Origin of the sequence: Desulfopila sp. IMCC35008 (assembly GCF_010646885.2) — a bacterium.
Lineage (GTDB): Bacteria > Desulfobacterota > Desulfobulbia > Desulfobulbales > Desulfocapsaceae > Desulfopila.
Map to the genome: position 1 here is coordinate 2,821,207 of NZ_CP050700.1, position 16,180 is coordinate 2,837,386.

Consider the following 16,180-nt stretch of genomic DNA (forward strand, 5'->3'; position numbering starts at 1 on the left):
TTGCGCTCCGTTCCGGTTTAGGCGGGGAACAATTCGGCCATCTTTGCCTCCATTACCGGACTCAACTTTTTGAACAGTTCGGCGTTGTAGGAGCCGATATTGGGATCTATCCCGTCGTTGGTCAACGTTACCGAAGGATCAAAAGCCGTTGGAGCTGGATATCCTGGAAGGGTGGGATCGGCGCTGGGCAATGATGGCCGGAGGTTCGTATTCACTATCTGCTGTGCGGCGACGGCATACTTGCGTGCCGTCCAGGCAGGTGTCCCCTCCTTGACGGCAGGATCAACGTTGGTGGTCTTGATTGAAATGGTATAATCGCTGTTAAGGTTGATCTCAAACATACGCAGCTGCTGGGGAAAATCATGGAGCGACGAGGTTTCAACATGCCAGAAGCCTCGTTCCGGCTGGTCGACATCATCGGTTAGAAAGGCCTTGACGGTATTGACATGGCGATGACCGGCAATCCACATGAGAAGGTTCGGATGGCTGTGCAGTTCTGCAATGAACCCGGCCAGGTCGACAGCATTTTGCATATTCCCGGGTTTGGCGGAATTATCAAACCAATCCATATAGGTATCTTGTCCAATGACACTGGCATGGGGACTGATACCGATCGGTACGTGCGCCGCAATAATCATGAGCTGTCCGGCGGCGTCACCGGCGTCAAGCTCATTTTGAAGCCAGGTCCAGCGTGCATCATCGAGAAATCCGCGGCCATGAATACCGGTGTCGCCGTCATCTTCCCGTTGGGTATCGTCGAGGACAATCACCTTGATCGGGATATCTGATTTCGGCACAAAGCTATAGCAGGCAAAACCCTCATCCTGGTCTGGGGGAACCAGATTAAAGCCGTGGCCGACCGGATGTGTAGAGGTTGTAAAAAATTCCTCTCTCCACTCTGCCTTGCTAAGCGAACGCCGGTCCGGGTCGGCGACCACCGTGGGCGGACTGGTGAAGTCCCCGACCTCACCGGCTTTGATAATCGTACCGGTCTCGGTTGAGCCATCAATGACGCCCATATAGTATTGCGGTGGGTCTGTATTATATATGTCGGAAGCTTTGTAGAGTACATTGCCCATGGCAATGACTTCGTCGCTGGTGCACGTTTTGCGCAGATCTCCGGCATCCGGAGGGATTGAGCCGAGCCAGAAATGATCATGGTTGCCGATGGCCTGGTACCAGGGAATCGCCGGATTGAGCCCGGCTGCCTTGTACGGTTGCTGATAATCAATGTTACCGGCTCCCGCATGGGCACCTGAACTGGGGTTAATAATCTTGCCGTCAAGGACGTCAATATACCACCTCAGTTCATTGTACTGGGTGCTGTTGCAGGTATCTCCGAGGGAGATGACAAAATCGACAGGATCTTTTTTATGCAGGCCATTAACTGTCTGCACGGCGGCATCAAGGACATGGGTTGTATACAGCATGGTTGGCGAATAGACCGATGTGACACCGGCCTCAAACCCTTTTTCGTTCAGTGGTTGCAAATAAATCAACTGGGAAGGAGACTCTTTGTCGGTGATATGGATATCGCTTATGGTGAAAAATCTCAGGAGCGTTTCGGGGGAAGTGGCCGGCGGTGTATAGATCCCACCCGCCATGATATCAGCACGCGGGACAGAGGGGAGCGGCCCGCCATCTTCCCAGACTCCATATCCGTATCCGTCATATTCTGAAATATTTTGCAGATCCTTAGGAGCAATGATCGACGAGAAGTCCTGAGTGAGCTTGACCGTCTTCTGGAGTGTCGTATACACTAAGGAATCAATAGGGTAGCCATCTGTCTTGGTCAGGAGAAAAATCGGGCCGGTCATACCAAACGCCGGGCCGGACAAACCAAACGCCGATAAAGACATGTATGCAGTTGTTCCCGCGGAGTATTTTACAAACTCTCGCCGGGTTAAACCATTGCTCTTTTTTAAATTATCATCACCCATCTTCTTCATCCTTTGCCCATGGTTATTAAATCGCGTTAGTAAGCCTGTTGCCAGGTGTTAGTTATAAACCATCGCGCAGTTAGCACATCCTAACTTTTCCTCAAATTTCATCTAATACTACATTGATCCTATTTAATTCCCCTCCCTCTTTGCAAATTTATTCTGCCCTGGTTTGTAGAAAGAATGAAAGGATAGGGAATTTACAGAAAAGATATTGTTTTATCTTTTTTTCCGCAGGGATAAATACCACTAGCAAAAACCACTCCATGGATCTTGAGAATATTCAATCCGCTAGCGTTTGTTGCTATATTGCTGTGTTATCGTTCTATTCTTTTGATTGGACAAGCTGTCGAGAAAATGGGACTCCCAGGGAGCATGTACGTCAGAATTCAAAATTGTACTTAATGGTACAGCATGGTATTCGGGTGATTAGCAACTGTTTTGCAAATAACACCTAACCTTTCCGCAAAATTCTTCCACTAAATCATCGACTCACCTCTTTTTCTTTATGCAATCGGCGACACTATAAAAAAGATGGAGTAACTGCTGACTTAACCTTACCAAAGACAAGGTAATTTGAGCAACAGAGTCTTGAACTTAACATTGCCAAAAGCGAAGGTGAGCAGTTCAGCCTTTCCCTCTAGCTTTAGGTGCTTCCTGTTTCCTCCAGAATCCTCTTACAACCAGCAAGCTCTTTTTACCGGACAGGCGCACCGCCACCTTCACAGGAATAGTCCTAAATTACAGGTTTGCTTAAATGGTTAACCTTGCCAATTCTAGTCTCTGAGGCCGTGATGTCGTATAATCCTGTAACATCTCATGGATAAGGCCATCCTCCATGCTCCTTCTTTGCTGTTAAGTTTTCGGGTCGATCTGTTTCTTTAGTTACAGGAAGCACTTTTAGTTTGGTACTGAATTAAATTTTCACACCTTCAACGTGGCAATTTTAATGGTGGAATTTACTACATACTCAACGAGTTCGCAGGAGGATAACAATCGTTTATTTTATGCACGCCACATCAGACTTATTATTTCTATTACAACGAGTCTATCGGTGCTTTGATCGATGTTTTTTGTTATATCCGCCACAGCTGTTCAGATATAAGCAGAGAGTCCGATTCTTGGCAGGTAGGAACTGCCAAGCATCCATTAAAACGAATCAGGAGAGAGTCGAACAACAATGGCGCGAATATTTGACAAAATGAAGGATCCCTTGGGAAAGATGCTGCTGGAGTATCACAGGGGAGATTCGAACGCGTTCTTAACAGCCTGGTCCGACTCGCAGGAGATGTCTCCCATGCGCGGTGATTTCATGTTTCGTCACTTTTTAGAAATGGAAGAGCTTGATAAGCTGGCACTCGCTGAATGCAGGGGGCGAGTTCTAGATGTTGGAGGAGGCAGCGGTTGTCACAGTCTTGCCTTACAGATATTGGGGCTTGAGGTTGACGCCATCGATATTTCTCCGGGATGCGTTGCTGTCATGGAGGAGCGGGGGGTAAAGAGTGTTCGTCATCTGGATTTACACGAGCTTGAAACCGGCTCCTACAATACCGTCCTGATGCTTATGAACGGGGCTGGGTTGTGCGGCACCCTTGATGGCTTGAATCTCTTTTTAGAGCACGCAGGCGATCTGCTTGCACCGGGTGGACAAGTCCTCGTTGATTCAACAGATCTTACAGCAGACTGCGGGAAGCCACCCGAAGATGATGAACGATACCCAGGAGAAACGGAGTTCGTGATGATTTATAAGGTCATGCGGTCCGATCCATTCAGCTGGCTCTATATTGATTTTGATCTGCTCAAAAGTGTCAGCACATTGCACGGATGGCAGTGCTATAAGCTGTTAGACGCTAAGGAAGATAGGTTTCTCGCAAGGCTGACAAAAGACTGATCGCCGCCTGTTCACGTCTTGGAAGATTTCAACTGACTCTACTGGATTTTGAAGCTCACTCTTGAGTGAAGATGTTGCTTGATATGGTAAATTTGGCAGACAGTCTGAAACTGCACGGAAATGGAGCGACTGCAACCAAGAGATATCCAAAGAGCATCTAACTCTGTGGTGTTGAAGCGTAGCTGATTTTTTGTTGCTTAAAGCGATTTCAGCGACAGCATTTTGCAGTTAACATTGCCATATCGAAGGTGCTGGATTTGGTTTCATACTCCTACTTGAGCTTGTTCCTGTGAGGGTAACGACTGATAGGGTCTGGGCGAATTTCTGACCGGACACCTGAGAGAACAGAATAAGGTGAACAGCAGGTAAAAATGGAATCTTAAGAGATTCGCACTGCCAATATCAACACTTGATAGGAAAGTACTATCAACGCCGATGATGGGCAGAAATGGAGCAAGGGTCTCGGTTGATTCTCTGTGAATTATCAATAACAAAAACTGCAAGAAGGGACGGATAGAACTTTTAACGTCTCGTTCTTTTCAGTAAAGTGCCGTTCCCAAGCTGAAAAAGAGATGGATTATCAGTTCTATAAACAGCAATTCCGCTAGGAGATTCTAAACGAAAATATTTGGCGTAGCTTTTTTCTTTATCGTAATGAGTAACAATATCCTGACAGATAATCACTCGTTTGACTTGATGGTCTTCAGTTTCCACTGTAAATGATCCACAGATTGCTACATCTCTGGTTTGCATAATAATATGTTTAGTCGTTTTCTGGACCAAATGGGCACGGCTGTGAGATAGAATGAAATACTTAATGCTGTGACTAGGTTGCGCTCCCAGAACGATGCAGTTCATTTGCAGCAATCGACTTTGAGACTGTGGACTTTCTAAATTGGATAATCGACACTTGCTTGATTGACCATATCAGAAACATACCAAGAGGAAGAACAATTTGAGCAACAACAGGTAGCAACCAAATGTAGAAGATGGTTTCTTGAAGTAATGACATGGTGTACCTCCATTAAAGTTTGCCTAATGGCAGAGAAAAACAATCATTCCGTAAACAGTAACTTAGTTGTCTCACAAATTTCCAACTGCAGAGGGCCGTTTAACAAAGAGCGAGAGTCCACAAGCAATAAAAAAATAGCAGGCGAATGAAATCAGGTAAAAGACCCTTCATATTCTGATCCCGTGCTTGAATTATACGGTTACTTTACCGGCATTGACAATGAGTGAAAAACAACTAGAAAACAACTAGGGGGTATAGTCATTATGGATTGGTTGTGAGAGCCGCTTGGAGGTTTGTTTTTTGGTTTGTCAAGGAAAGTCTTTTCCTAATATCTTGTCGATGGCAGGCAATAGTTGATGGGGAGAGATTTAGAAGCGATGCTATTTCCTTTGTTGTCTGTCCCTGTTTGATTAAATCAGCAATTTGAATCTGGGCAGGGGTGAGGTTTGAAAGGATGCTTTTATGATTATGCGTAAAGGAAGATGTAATTTCATCAAGGTTTACTTGTATGATTTTGAGGAGAGCCTCTTGAGAAGCGTGGTTACATCTAATTCTTAATTTTTCCAGGTATGGGTTGATTAATCTTTCAATATTAAACATTACCTTCTCTTCATGTTCTTTTATATCCTCATCTCGCTTTTCCAGCAAAACTTTGAGAGCGACATTGGTCTCCACAAGTCTTTCTGTTTTTCGGTCAAGTTCAGCCGTACGATCAGCAACGCGCTGTTCTAATTCGTTATGTGCTGTCTGAAGTGCTTCTTCTGCTCTCCTTCGACTGGTAACATCTTCAATGATACCAATAGCAGCGACTATTGATCCGTCACTTGTAGATATTGGCGCAAAAACACAACGAACATATGGGATTTCACAACCAGTGTCAGACTTGTAATACCCTTCACAATGAGATATTTGACCAGAAAGTACTGAGATTATAGCAGCCTGCGCTTGTTTCTCTTGTAAAGATTGGCGCACATCAAAGCCGGCAAGGTTCTCTGTGCTGGAACCAAGAATTTCTGCTAATTTCTCGTTACTTGCTGTAATGATACCTTCTTTATCTATATGCATAATCCCCAGAGGAGAATGTTCAAAGATACTACGATATTTTTCCTCAGCTTCTCTTAACTCGCATTCTGCTTTCTTACGGTCGGTAATATCTGTGCAAACACCGCCGACAGCAGACACCTTGCCTTCATTGTCAAATAGTGGAAATTTGGCTGTCATAAATGTTTGTATTCCATCGGGCAATAGAATGGTCTCTTCGAATTCTATCAAAGCTCGACGCTCAACAACCTCTTCATCTTGTGAACGAAAAAGCTGTGCAGTTGACTCATGGAAGATAGCAAAATCATCCTTGCCCTGCACCTGGTCATGGGCCACATGGGCAAGGTACCCCAACTGACGGTTCATGAAGATGTATTTGTAGTCAGCATTCTTCAGATAGATTGGCATGTTTGTGTTGTTGAGGATTGCTTCTAGGTACTGCTGATTGATTCGATCAGAATCTTTACGGATTTTGTGGCTGTCAAGTTCATTTTCAAGAGTCTGTACCCTTTGTTCAAGCTCTTCGTATGATGGCTTTGATGTCATTTAGTACCCCCAAACTGAGTTATAGTACCGTCAACACGTTTTTTCATGCCTAAGAATTATTATTTACCTGAATGAATTCGATTTTACCCTTTAGTTATGAAAGACGAAAGCACATTTTCAACCCATAAGCCATGGGATAGTTAGATGTAGTTGCAATATAATTTGGTCTGTCCAGATAGTTACAGAACTTGATCCTGGCGATGGTGTTATGTTAATCATTTTTGTTGATCCAGCACTTTCCTTATAAGAGCGGCAAGATCTATTTTAGCCAGAGGTTTCATCGCAAACCCTTTGATTCCGCAAATTCTTGCCTTCTCTTCTGAAATCTGATTGCTGAAGCCTGTGCATAGAATGATTGGCATTCCAGCTCGTATCTGCAGTATGCGGCTCGCCAGATCACTTCCTGTCATGCCGGGCATTGTCTGATCGGTGATGACCAGGTCGAACTGGTCAGGCTGATTTTGTAAGGTTTTGAGGGCCTCGATGCTGTTTGTCTTAATGGTTACATTATATCCGAGTCGCTCCAACATACTCTTAGCCATTTCAGCCAGCATCTCCTCATCATCAATAAAGAGAATACGTTCATTTCCGGGTTGGATGAGGTCAACAGGTTCAGTTGCAGTTTCGCCTGAGACCGTGTTTGCATTGATAGGCAGATATACATGAAAAGTGGTCCCCTCCTCGGGTGAACTTTGACAGGAGACAAAACCACCAGATCTCTTTACTATTCCGTGGATGATGGCAAGCCCCATCCCTGTCCCTTTACCGACTTCCTTGGTCGTGAAATAGGGATCGAATATTTTCTTCATGACTTCGGGCGCTATTCCAGAGCCGGTATCACTGACAGACATATGTACGAAAAGCCCAGGCTGCACCTCGGGTTCGCTGAATAAATCGGTGTGGGTGAGTTCTTGATTTTTCAGGGAAATGGTGAGAGTGCCTCCTGTTTCTTCCATGGCGTGGAAGGCATTGGTACAAAGGTTGGTAACTATCTGATGTATCTGGGTCGGATCGGCGAGAATCTGCCCCACCTCCGGATCGATATTTTGCTGTATATCAATGGTCGCAGGTAGTGAGGCGCGAAACATTTTCATTGCTTCTTTTATTATTAAAGCTGGTTGCAGAGTCTTTTCTTCGGTCTCTGTTTGGCGGCTAAAAGCGAGGATCTGCTTGACTAGCTCTTTAGCCCTGTGGCTCGCTTTGATGACCTGATCGATATGACCTCTCATCGTTGATCCTGCCGGACAATCGTCCTGCACCATTTCTGCGTAGCCAAGAACTGCCCCAAGGATATTGTTGAAATCGTGAGCAATGCCACCGGCCAGAGCGCCGATTGATTCCATTTTTTGAGCATGGGAAAGCTGCTTCTGTAGCATTATCCTTTCATCTTCCTGTCGTATACGTTCAGTGATGTCGCGCATTATCCCAAGGTTTCCCAGCCATCGCCCATCTTCGTCGAATAGTTTGGCCCCGAATGTTTCACCAGGAAAAACTAATCCTTTTTTATTCCTATAATATGTGATATATTGATCGCCTTGCTTCTGAGCTTTTTTTCCAAAAACAACAACTCCAGTATGCTGATAATGATCCTGATTTGCATAAAACATCTCAGTAGTTTTCCCCAATAGTTCATTTGGGTTATACCCGAAGGTGGATTCCATCCCCTTGTTGGCAAGTTGTATTTCACGATTTGTGTTGGTAATAATAACTCCACTTGGGATGGTATTGAACATTGTTTCAAACAACTTCTTTTGTTTTGAGAGTTCTTCCTCGGCCTGCTTCCGCTCAGTAATGTCATCTACTAAGGCCACAATAAAATTCACTGAACTATCCGTATGACGAACACATCCAACAGAGAGGTTAGTCAGTATTGCGGACCCATTTTTCCTGATAAACCGTTTTTCAAGGGAGTATTCCTCAATCTCACCAGACAATAGTCGATTGAACTGAGCCAAATCCGTTGCAATGTCTTCGGGGTGAGTCAGTTGTTCCCAGGTTCGACAAGCCAGTTCGTCACGTGAATAACCAAGCATCTGAAGTAACCTATCGTTCACTTTCACCCAACCTTTCTCTGCAGTGGTGATAGCCATTCCTACAATTTGGCGCTCGAAAAAAAGGCGCATCCTTTCCTCGCTCTCCTGTAATTCTCTGGTTCGACGGTTCACTGTCCTCTTTAATATCAGTGAAAAACCGGCAAAGGCCAGGATTGAAACAGTGCCGAAAATGGATGCATAGATAAGCCAGGTTGGGATTATTGTTTTGGGACTCCGATTCCCTAACCAGTAATCAAGACGCTCGTAGTAAAATGAATTTTGCTCTTTTTCCCAGCGGGAGAGGTGGGCATCAATGAGGCTTAGCAATTCATGCTGTGTTCCTTTCTTGCTGGCGAAGTAAATAGAAAAGGGGCTGAACATGATTGAGCTGCCAACAAGGTTGAATTCCCTGGCATGGCGTAGTCCAAAATGCTGTGGGGCGACTCCAGCATCCACATTCCCCTCCTGAACTGCAGCGAACACTTTGGCGTGTGTGGGAAATTCGACTATTTCACAATGAACATCTAACTTTTCAGTTGTAGCAATGAAGTTGCTGCCGCTGATGTCCTTACGCATGATTGCAACTCGATGCCCTTCGAGGTTGTTGATATTTTTAAATTTGCTATTCGGTTTGAAAAAAACCTGCCCCCAGAGTTCAGCCACCGACTCAAAGTTGAAATCCATGACCTCGGCTCTTTCGGGTGAGTAAGCGACAGAGAGAATAAGGTCAATTTCTCCCTTCTGCAGACGTTTCAATCCTTCTGCCCAGCTTCCCGGAACAAATTTGACTGACCAATTTTCATTTTTAACAATTTCTCTGAGAAGGTCTGGGTATAAGCCTTGTGCCACTTCATTTGCATCCATGAAGTTGAATGGTTCGAACGGGAAAATGCCTACTCGGACAACGCCTTGTGGTCCTCTGTCTACAGCCTGAGCGGGCAAGACGTTCAGAGTTAGACAGAGGATAAATAATAGTCGGTAGATAAGTGTAATCATGGGGGCATTTCCATAGAGTTTAGAGAATCGCTTCGTTCTCATTATCCGAAAAGCACTATTTCATTCCAACAGAGAGCCATTGGTTTCGATTTTTCAATACTACAATGTAACATTTTTTTCGAAGACATGTCCCATCGATTCATCTCGATGATCATTTCGATGAGGATATACTTTGAAAATTCTAACTTGTAGGTATTCCTCGAAATTGGACCTTATTCCTGATAGTTTGCTTGTTATCGTACCGAAAAAACATGTCTGAAATGGAGCATTCTAAATTGCTGATGTTTCACAGACAATCAACCGAAGCGATTGCTCCATTTCTGACCATCGTCGGCGTTTATAGTACTTTCAAATCAGTCATTGATGCCCCCTGATTTAACATTGCCTGGATGTAGCTTTTGATTCTCGATAGTTACTCATTATTTAAAGATCTACTGTGAAGGCAGACATGCCTATTCATCTGGAATAGTTCAAAAATAGAGCAACTGCAGACTGTACCTTACCAAAGACAAGGTAATTTGAGCAACAGAGCCTTGAACTTAACATTGCCAAAGCGAAGGTGAGCAGTTCAGCCTTTCCCTCTAGCTTTAGGTGCTTCTTGTATCTAAGAAATTCGACCTTTCTCAAAACCTAACATTAATCTAGAATCCTGAAACCTGACCTTCTTCCATAACAATCTTTAGTTAGGGTTGTCCGGTTAAGTTTATCGTTTGAATCATAATATTTCAGATTAAGTGTGGGTTTCTACAGCTTGTATCTTCATCTATGATCCCTGCAAGATTCTCCAGCTGATTACAAAATGACATTATTTTCTCACAATAATATGAATATAGGTTTTCCCTTAAACAGCTTGCGGAAAAAACAGTTATGATTTTTAATTCTAATAACGGACTGATCCTGCCCATCGTGAATTTAAACAACCATCATAACCTCCCAACCGGCGGTAGAGTGCACCATGATTCACAAAAACATCACCCTCTATAGTTTAAGCACATGCATTTTTTGCCAGGCTATCAAAAAAATGTTTGACGACCTGGAAATCTCCTTCCAATGCATCCAGGCTGATGAGCTCTCGAAAGAGGAGAAGAAAAAGGCCATAAAAGAGTTGAAAAAGGTTAACCCGAAATGCTCCTTCCCTACTGTCGTAGTCGATGATGAGGTCATCGTCGGTTATAAAGTGCAGGAGATAAAAGAAACAATTGGCATCCGGACAGAAGTCGACGACCTTTTCGACATGCTCAAGAAAAGTAATGAACCCAAAGGATATTACTTAAACGGTAATAAAGAAAAGACCTACGAGCTGCTTCGCAGTCTTCTTATAAATAAAAAACGTTACGGCTATATGGCTTGTCCCTGTCGACTCGCCTCCGGAACACGGGATGATGACCGCGACATCATCTGTCCCTGTGTTTATCGTAAACCCGATATTATAGAATATGGCAGCTGCTTCTGTTCGCTTTATGTTTCGGCAGAATGGTACACCGGCAAGATTGAACGCCGGGAGGTGCCTGAAAGACGACCTGCTAATCTTTACGACGATGAATGAAATGTAAAATCAATGCAGGACTCTCATACACCCGTGGATATTTCAACCTATGGAACCGGAATAACTATAAATAAGGGAAAACTCGGCACATCACCCGGACCGGTGTGAGCGATGGGTTTTGTAGTACTTGACCTTGCACTCGGTAACCTTTTTAACCTATCATGTAACGAGAGCAACAAAAACAAGCTCTAAGTAACAGGTATTGCGTTACAGTACACCCGTCACGTCACCATTCACCTTGGAACAGTGACGGATACAATGCAGATGATTTTCTCTATCGTCTCCCAGACCAGGTATATCTTGTATAGATATCGAACAATGTAACTCAAAGAGCCGATGCCCACGACCCGAAAGCTTATTCTTGATGTACTCAAGCCGCACAAACCAAATGCACTTGACTTCTCAACTGCACTTGCCGCTCTTGGAGATGACTACCGGGTTACAACAACGGTCACCGAAGTGGATAGAGTTACGGAAAGCACAATCGTCACAATAGAAGGCAACAACCTCTGCTTTGATGATATCAAAAGCACCATCGAGCAGTTGGGAGCATCCATTCACAGTATCGATGAGGTCGAAGTGCACGGATCGTCTCCAAAATGAGCAATGTCCTCTCATGCATAAAGATCGCTTTCTTCTACATATCATGCGTGCCAGAAATATTTTTCGCCGCTATTCCATCACCAATGGCTTTGATGGTGCTCTAACCACACTGGGAATGCTGACATGCTTCTATGCAACCGGCATGCAGGACCTGTCTATTGCCCTAGGAGCTTGTATGGGAGCGGCCATCGCCTTGTTCATGAGCGGTGTCACCAGCGCTTATCTCAGTGAGAAGGCTGAGCGGGAAAAAGAGCTGCACGACCTCGAACAGGCGCTGTTGACAGACCTTCATGGCAGTGATTATGGCCGTGCCAGCAGGTACCTTCCAATGCTCGTAGCACTCGTTAACGGTCTTTCTCCTTTACTTATCTCAATTGTGATCATATCACCACTCTTACTCGCCAAGGCAGGATATGCCCTGCCCATTTCCCCTTTTCTGGTGGCTATCTTCACCGGTGGCCTGTGCATGTTCACCCTTGGCATTTTTCTTGGGAAAATTAGTGACACTTTCTGGCTAATATCCGGTGGGTATACCTTGCTCATCATGGTAGTTACCGTCGGCTTAATCCTATCTGCCTCATACCTCTTCACCTGGTAAAGGCAACAGCAGCAATTGTACGCCCTACCAAGTTATCGGTCCCAACAACGAGCAGAATCCTGGCCTCTATCGTAAGACACTGATTGTCTCAGCCTCTTTCGGAGAAAGCCTTAACTTCAGGCCGTTTTCGCATTTCAGGACAAGCACCCCTGGCTTTTCAAATACTTTTACCGGCAACATATTCATAGCCGGAGAACCAATAAAGGTTGCTATGAATCGATTCCGGGGATAACGGTAAAGATTCATCGGTCTGTCAACCTGCTGGATAACCCCGCCCTTCATAACTGTGATGCGGTCTGGAACGTGGCAAGACAATAGGACCAGTAAATTTGCAAACGACTTGCACCATCAACCAGGGCGGTATGACGTTACGGCCTCTTTTATGTATCAACGAGTCATAAATCTTTGGGAATTTTAGTTCCTGAGCGCTTCTGGTCCATCACTTTTTGACAACGATACCTGTAGATGGTAATCTTAAATACATAAACTATCTTGCAAAGGCAAACTCAAGGTGACTTGAGGACGCAAAGCCACGGACCTGCAAAACAGGTAGCCGGGTTGCAGATAAGGTAGGGTTGTTTGATCATTAATTGTCGCCCGTCTTTTCATATCGAGGAAGGCCTTTTACATTTGCTCAGACACCCTCTATGTTCTTATTGGGGAGGATGGCTGATGAAAAAGGCGCTGGTTGAAGATAATAACGGGGAAATTCTCAAATTTTCACCTCACACGATGCAATCCAGAGGTTTGCAGCTTCATACTGCCCGAGCCGGTTTACCGGCAGCAAAGACCCTTGAGTATAACCTTCCTGGTAACATTTTTACCGATTTCCTACTACCAAACACAGATGGTGGAAGTCTTTGTCTGATTATCAGTACCAGAAACAGACTTGCCTCACCCATTACAGACGGGTATTTCTGCAATTGCTATAAAGGAAAAAAGGATATTATCGACTTTGGAGCACATTATGAGAATCAAATTGTTCGTTTCAACCCCTAAAGCTTATTCCTCATTGTGTCCATATGTTGACTCAACTATTTAATACCAGTTTGTGGAGATAAAAATTGAACGTTAAAAGTGAAGAACTGGAAAAACGCGAATTAGCACGAAAAGAAGCATTTATTCAACTAAGCTCTGACTTTACACTTCCATCACCGTCAAGCACTGTCCTTGAGTTAATGAAACTATGCAACAGTGACAGCTCTTCTTTAAATGACATTGCAGATCTGATTCAAGCTGACCCTGCTCTCTCAGCGGAACTTATTAAATATGCGAACTCCTCATTGATGTCAACAGGTGTACAGGTTGCATCAGTCCATAATGCGACTGTAAGGTTGGGCATAAAAAACGTGGTAAACCTGTTATTGGGATTTTCTATGCTAACCAATAACAAGGCAGGTTCCTGTAAAAACTTTGATTATCCCCTTTTTTGGAAAACCAGCCTAGCTCAGGCTTTGGCCGCTTTTGAAATTGCGAAACTCAACAAAGAGTTTAATCCTGACGAACTCTATGTCTGCGGTCTTCTCTCTCATATCGGCAAGTTATCATTGGCAACTATCTTCCCCAAAGAGTATGGGCGTATACTTATTGACCAACCTCCTAATACTCCGATGAACTCGGAGGAGTTGAAAATGTTTGGTATTGACAGTGCCGAACTCACCACCGAACTGTTTTTGAGTTGGGGCATGCCTGCCAATTATGCCCTCGCTGCAGGTTTTCATGAAGATTATGATAACCTGGCCCTGGGAAGCGGGCAAACACAACGACTTGCAGTCTTACTGAATATTGCCAGTAATATAGCAAAAATGTGTCAAAGTAATGAACCATTATTTGAAATTCTCGAGGTAGTTGTCGATACAGCTGAAAAATATAAAATCGATATGGGTCTCTTTACGGAGACCTTTCAAGCGATAGTCAATAGTTGGCATGAACATGGCGAAATGTTAGCGATTCAAACCAGTGATTGCTACACTTATACTGGCTGAGTGGGAAACACACTTAGCCAGTATATTTCATCAAAAAAAGCCGCCTTGTCTTATGTGGACCATTATAAAATGGCAAAACCCCCTGCCTTTCGGCAGGGGGTTTTGCTGTTCTCAGTTTCAATATCAAAAACAACCTGCTACCAGCTGTCACCCAGAACAACATTAAGGTTCATGCAGCTTTTTTGTTCATTTTTTGAGAGATCTTCTTTGTTATTTAGAGCCTCCTCAGAAAAACACCGTCCATATTACGCGGCAACGAGCCCGGCAGTGATCCGCATGGAGAAATTGCCGAAAGCAACAGCTAAAACCTTGGTACAGAGTCTGAAAAGTAGAGCCAACAACGATAGCGCAAGATTTTTACTCAACTTCTTGAGCAGAACCATGAGGTTCATCACCAAGAAGATACAGTTGATCCATGCTTCTGAGGTCTTTTGCAGCTTGGCTCGGATATAGTTGAGTCGGTAGCCGTTTTTACCTTGCCCGAACTTACCTTCAATCGGGATTCGTTCCCGACTGTCCTGGATTCGCTGTTGCTTCATTTTTCGAATCTTTTCTGTATTCTCTGCCGATTGCTTTGGGGGACGGCCAAGTGCTTTACCGCCAAAGCGAATTCCTTTTTCCTTGAGGTACTTTCGGTTATCTCGCGAGCCATATAACTGATCAGCCAGAACAACCTCTGGGTAATGACCAAACCGCTGTCGATAATCCTCCACCTGCTTTTTCAAATCCTTACTCTCATTGAACGCATCCCAACCGATATGGTCAACAAACGCCAGGCCGTCTTTCATACTGACACTGATCTTGGCGCCGAATTCAGTTTTCTTGCTTGCCTTGCCGCGCACTATCGGACGAACATGGGGTTGAGATATGGATACGATTCTGTCATCACACCTGTTTTGCCGGTTTCTGTACATTCCGTCCTGCTGCGAATACAAATGCTGAATGATCCAGTATTGCCGTTGCAGGCCATGCGGTAAGGGAAAAGGAGCGCTTCCCAAAGAGTCAAGCAGGGACGATATGTGCTTTAAGTTTCGCCTCAGGTACTGCAATTGCTCACGCAGCGCGCGACGGCGAACCTTCACGCTTGGCTTTTTGTTTTTGGCAATCTTCAGATACTGTTTTCTCGCTTTACGGCGATAGGTCCTCGGCTTCTTAGTGTAGTCACTCAGAGCATACAGTTCATCGATCAGCTTCTCGGAAATCTCGCGAGCCTCATTGAGTAAGCTCAGATCGGTCGGGTAACGAATCGCCTGCTCCGCAACTGTGGCATCGAGAAGCAGTTTCCCTCGATTTTCCTCTTTCGCTTTTCCTGTACGACGGGGCTTACCTATCTTTTCGAGGATAACTTGTTCAAATCCGGCAAACACTTCAGACCCCATCCGTTTTCGGATATCTACAAACAAGCTGGCCGCAAACGGTGGCTTATCCACATAACTGCTGAAGCCTACAAAGTACTGGAGGTACGGGTTTTCCTGGATCTGCATAACCGTCTCCTCGTCACTCAGAGTCAGCTTATGTTTGATGATCATTGCCCCTATCACCAGTCGCGCATCTTTACCAGGTCGCCCCTTTCCCGGATTCATAGTCTTGTAATAGCATGTAGCCAGGTCATCCCATGGGATAACTTCGCTCCATTTCACCCACCGGTTTTGCGGATTCAGCGAACCACCAAAGGGGAGGCTGAATCCATCCAAACTGAGTTGCTTACTGCTCGTATATCGAATCATGTGCAAGCCTTTTGAGGTATATGTCGTTGAACTTCTACATATTATACCAGATACAAGGAAGGTATGCTTGCAATTACAGTCGGTTATCTATTTCTAAGGAGAATCTATTTACCTTTCGGTCTTGATCGATAGAGCAGGCATATTCTGCACCCTGATTATCGCGTACCCATACCATTCTATTAAATTCTTTCGAGATAACTTGACCCTTCATAACATCCTCCATCTATAGTGAGTAGAACATTTCGTTGCAATCAGCTATTTC

General features: G+C 44.6%; 12 protein-coding genes and 1 riboswitch. Of the genes, 6 read left to right on the forward strand and 6 right to left on the reverse strand.

Annotation, left to right across the window (positions count from 1 at the left end):
• Window positions 1-17: 17 nt before the first annotated feature.
• On the reverse strand, window positions 18-1,940 hold the full coding sequence (locus tag GA520_RS12405; RefSeq protein ID WP_163339788.1) for a TIGR03768 family metallophosphoesterase: 1,923 nt from the start codon (window positions 1,938-1,940) through the stop codon (window positions 18-20).
• A gap of 1,180 nt (window positions 1,941-3,120) precedes the next feature.
• On the opposite strand from GA520_RS12405, the gene GA520_RS12410 reads away from it, so the two are divergent.
• The gene (locus tag GA520_RS12410; protein ID WP_163339787.1) at window positions 3,121-3,831 is read left to right on the forward strand and encodes a bifunctional 2-polyprenyl-6-hydroxyphenol methylase/3-demethylubiquinol 3-O-methyltransferase UbiG; all 711 of its coding nucleotides are present in this window, start codon (window positions 3,121-3,123) and stop codon (window positions 3,829-3,831) included.
• A 522-nt stretch (window positions 3,832-4,353) separates the two neighbouring features.
• Here GA520_RS12410 and GA520_RS12415 read toward each other — a convergent pair.
• The 3 genes from GA520_RS12415 to GA520_RS12425 all read right to left on the reverse strand — a co-directional run bounded on the left by GA520_RS12415 (window position 4,354) and on the right by GA520_RS12425 (window position 9,459).
• Entirely contained in the window at window positions 4,354-4,584 is a 231-nt protein-coding gene (locus GA520_RS12415; protein ID WP_163339786.1) for a hypothetical protein, read from the reverse strand.
• Window positions 4,585-5,104: 520 nt separating this feature from the next.
• Complete coding sequence (locus GA520_RS12420) at window positions 5,105-6,430, reverse strand: PAS domain S-box protein (RefSeq protein ID WP_163339785.1); 1,326 nt, start codon at window positions 6,428-6,430, stop codon at window positions 5,105-5,107.
• A 215-nt stretch (window positions 6,431-6,645) separates the two neighbouring features.
• Window positions 6,646-9,459, reverse strand: a complete 2,814-nt coding sequence (locus tag GA520_RS12425) for a PAS domain S-box protein (protein WP_163339784.1) — start codon at window positions 9,457-9,459, stop codon at window positions 6,646-6,648.
• Between the two features lie 955 nt (window positions 9,460-10,414).
• On the opposite strand from GA520_RS12425, the gene GA520_RS12430 reads away from it, so the two are divergent.
• From GA520_RS12430 to GA520_RS12440, 3 genes are all read left to right on the forward strand, one after another.
• Complete coding sequence (locus GA520_RS12430; RefSeq protein WP_163339783.1) at window positions 10,415-11,005, forward strand: ferredoxin-thioredoxin reductase catalytic domain-containing protein; 591 nt, start codon at window positions 10,415-10,417, stop codon at window positions 11,003-11,005.
• Window positions 11,006-11,341: 336 nt separating this feature from the next.
• Window positions 11,342-11,608: a DUF211 domain-containing protein gene (locus GA520_RS12435; RefSeq protein WP_163339782.1), complete on the forward strand. Its 267-nt coding sequence runs from the start codon at window positions 11,342-11,344 to the stop codon at window positions 11,606-11,608.
• A gap of 13 nt (window positions 11,609-11,621) precedes the next feature.
• Complete coding sequence (locus GA520_RS12440) at window positions 11,622-12,206, forward strand: hypothetical protein (RefSeq protein ID WP_163339781.1); 585 nt, start codon at window positions 11,622-11,624, stop codon at window positions 12,204-12,206.
• Between the two features lie 66 nt (window positions 12,207-12,272).
• Here GA520_RS12440 and GA520_RS12445 read toward each other — a convergent pair whose 3' ends face one another.
• Window positions 12,273-12,488 (reverse strand): hypothetical protein, encoded by a 216-nt coding sequence (locus GA520_RS12445; RefSeq protein ID WP_163339780.1) that lies wholly within the window; start codon window positions 12,486-12,488, stop codon window positions 12,273-12,275.
• A 207-nt stretch (window positions 12,489-12,695) separates the two neighbouring features.
• Window positions 12,696-12,772: riboswitch (cyclic di-GMP riboswitch) on the forward strand.
• A 106-nt stretch (window positions 12,773-12,878) separates the two neighbouring features.
• Here GA520_RS12445 and GA520_RS12450 point away from each other — a divergent pair.
• A complete protein-coding gene (locus tag GA520_RS12450) occupies window positions 12,879-13,205 on the forward strand; it encodes a hypothetical protein (RefSeq protein ID WP_163339779.1) in 327 nt (108 codons plus the stop codon).
• A 65-nt stretch (window positions 13,206-13,270) separates the two neighbouring features.
• Window positions 13,271-14,191: an HDOD domain-containing protein gene (locus GA520_RS12455; protein ID WP_163339778.1), complete on the forward strand. Its 921-nt coding sequence runs from the start codon at window positions 13,271-13,273 to the stop codon at window positions 14,189-14,191.
• 245 nt (window positions 14,192-14,436) lie between these two features.
• On the opposite strand, the gene GA520_RS12460 is transcribed toward GA520_RS12455, so the two are convergent.
• Window positions 14,437-15,918, reverse strand: coding sequence for an IS5 family transposase (locus GA520_RS12460; protein ID WP_370362722.1), 1,482 nt, complete (start codon window positions 15,916-15,918; stop codon window positions 14,437-14,439).
• Window positions 15,919-16,180: the final 262 nt, after the last annotated feature.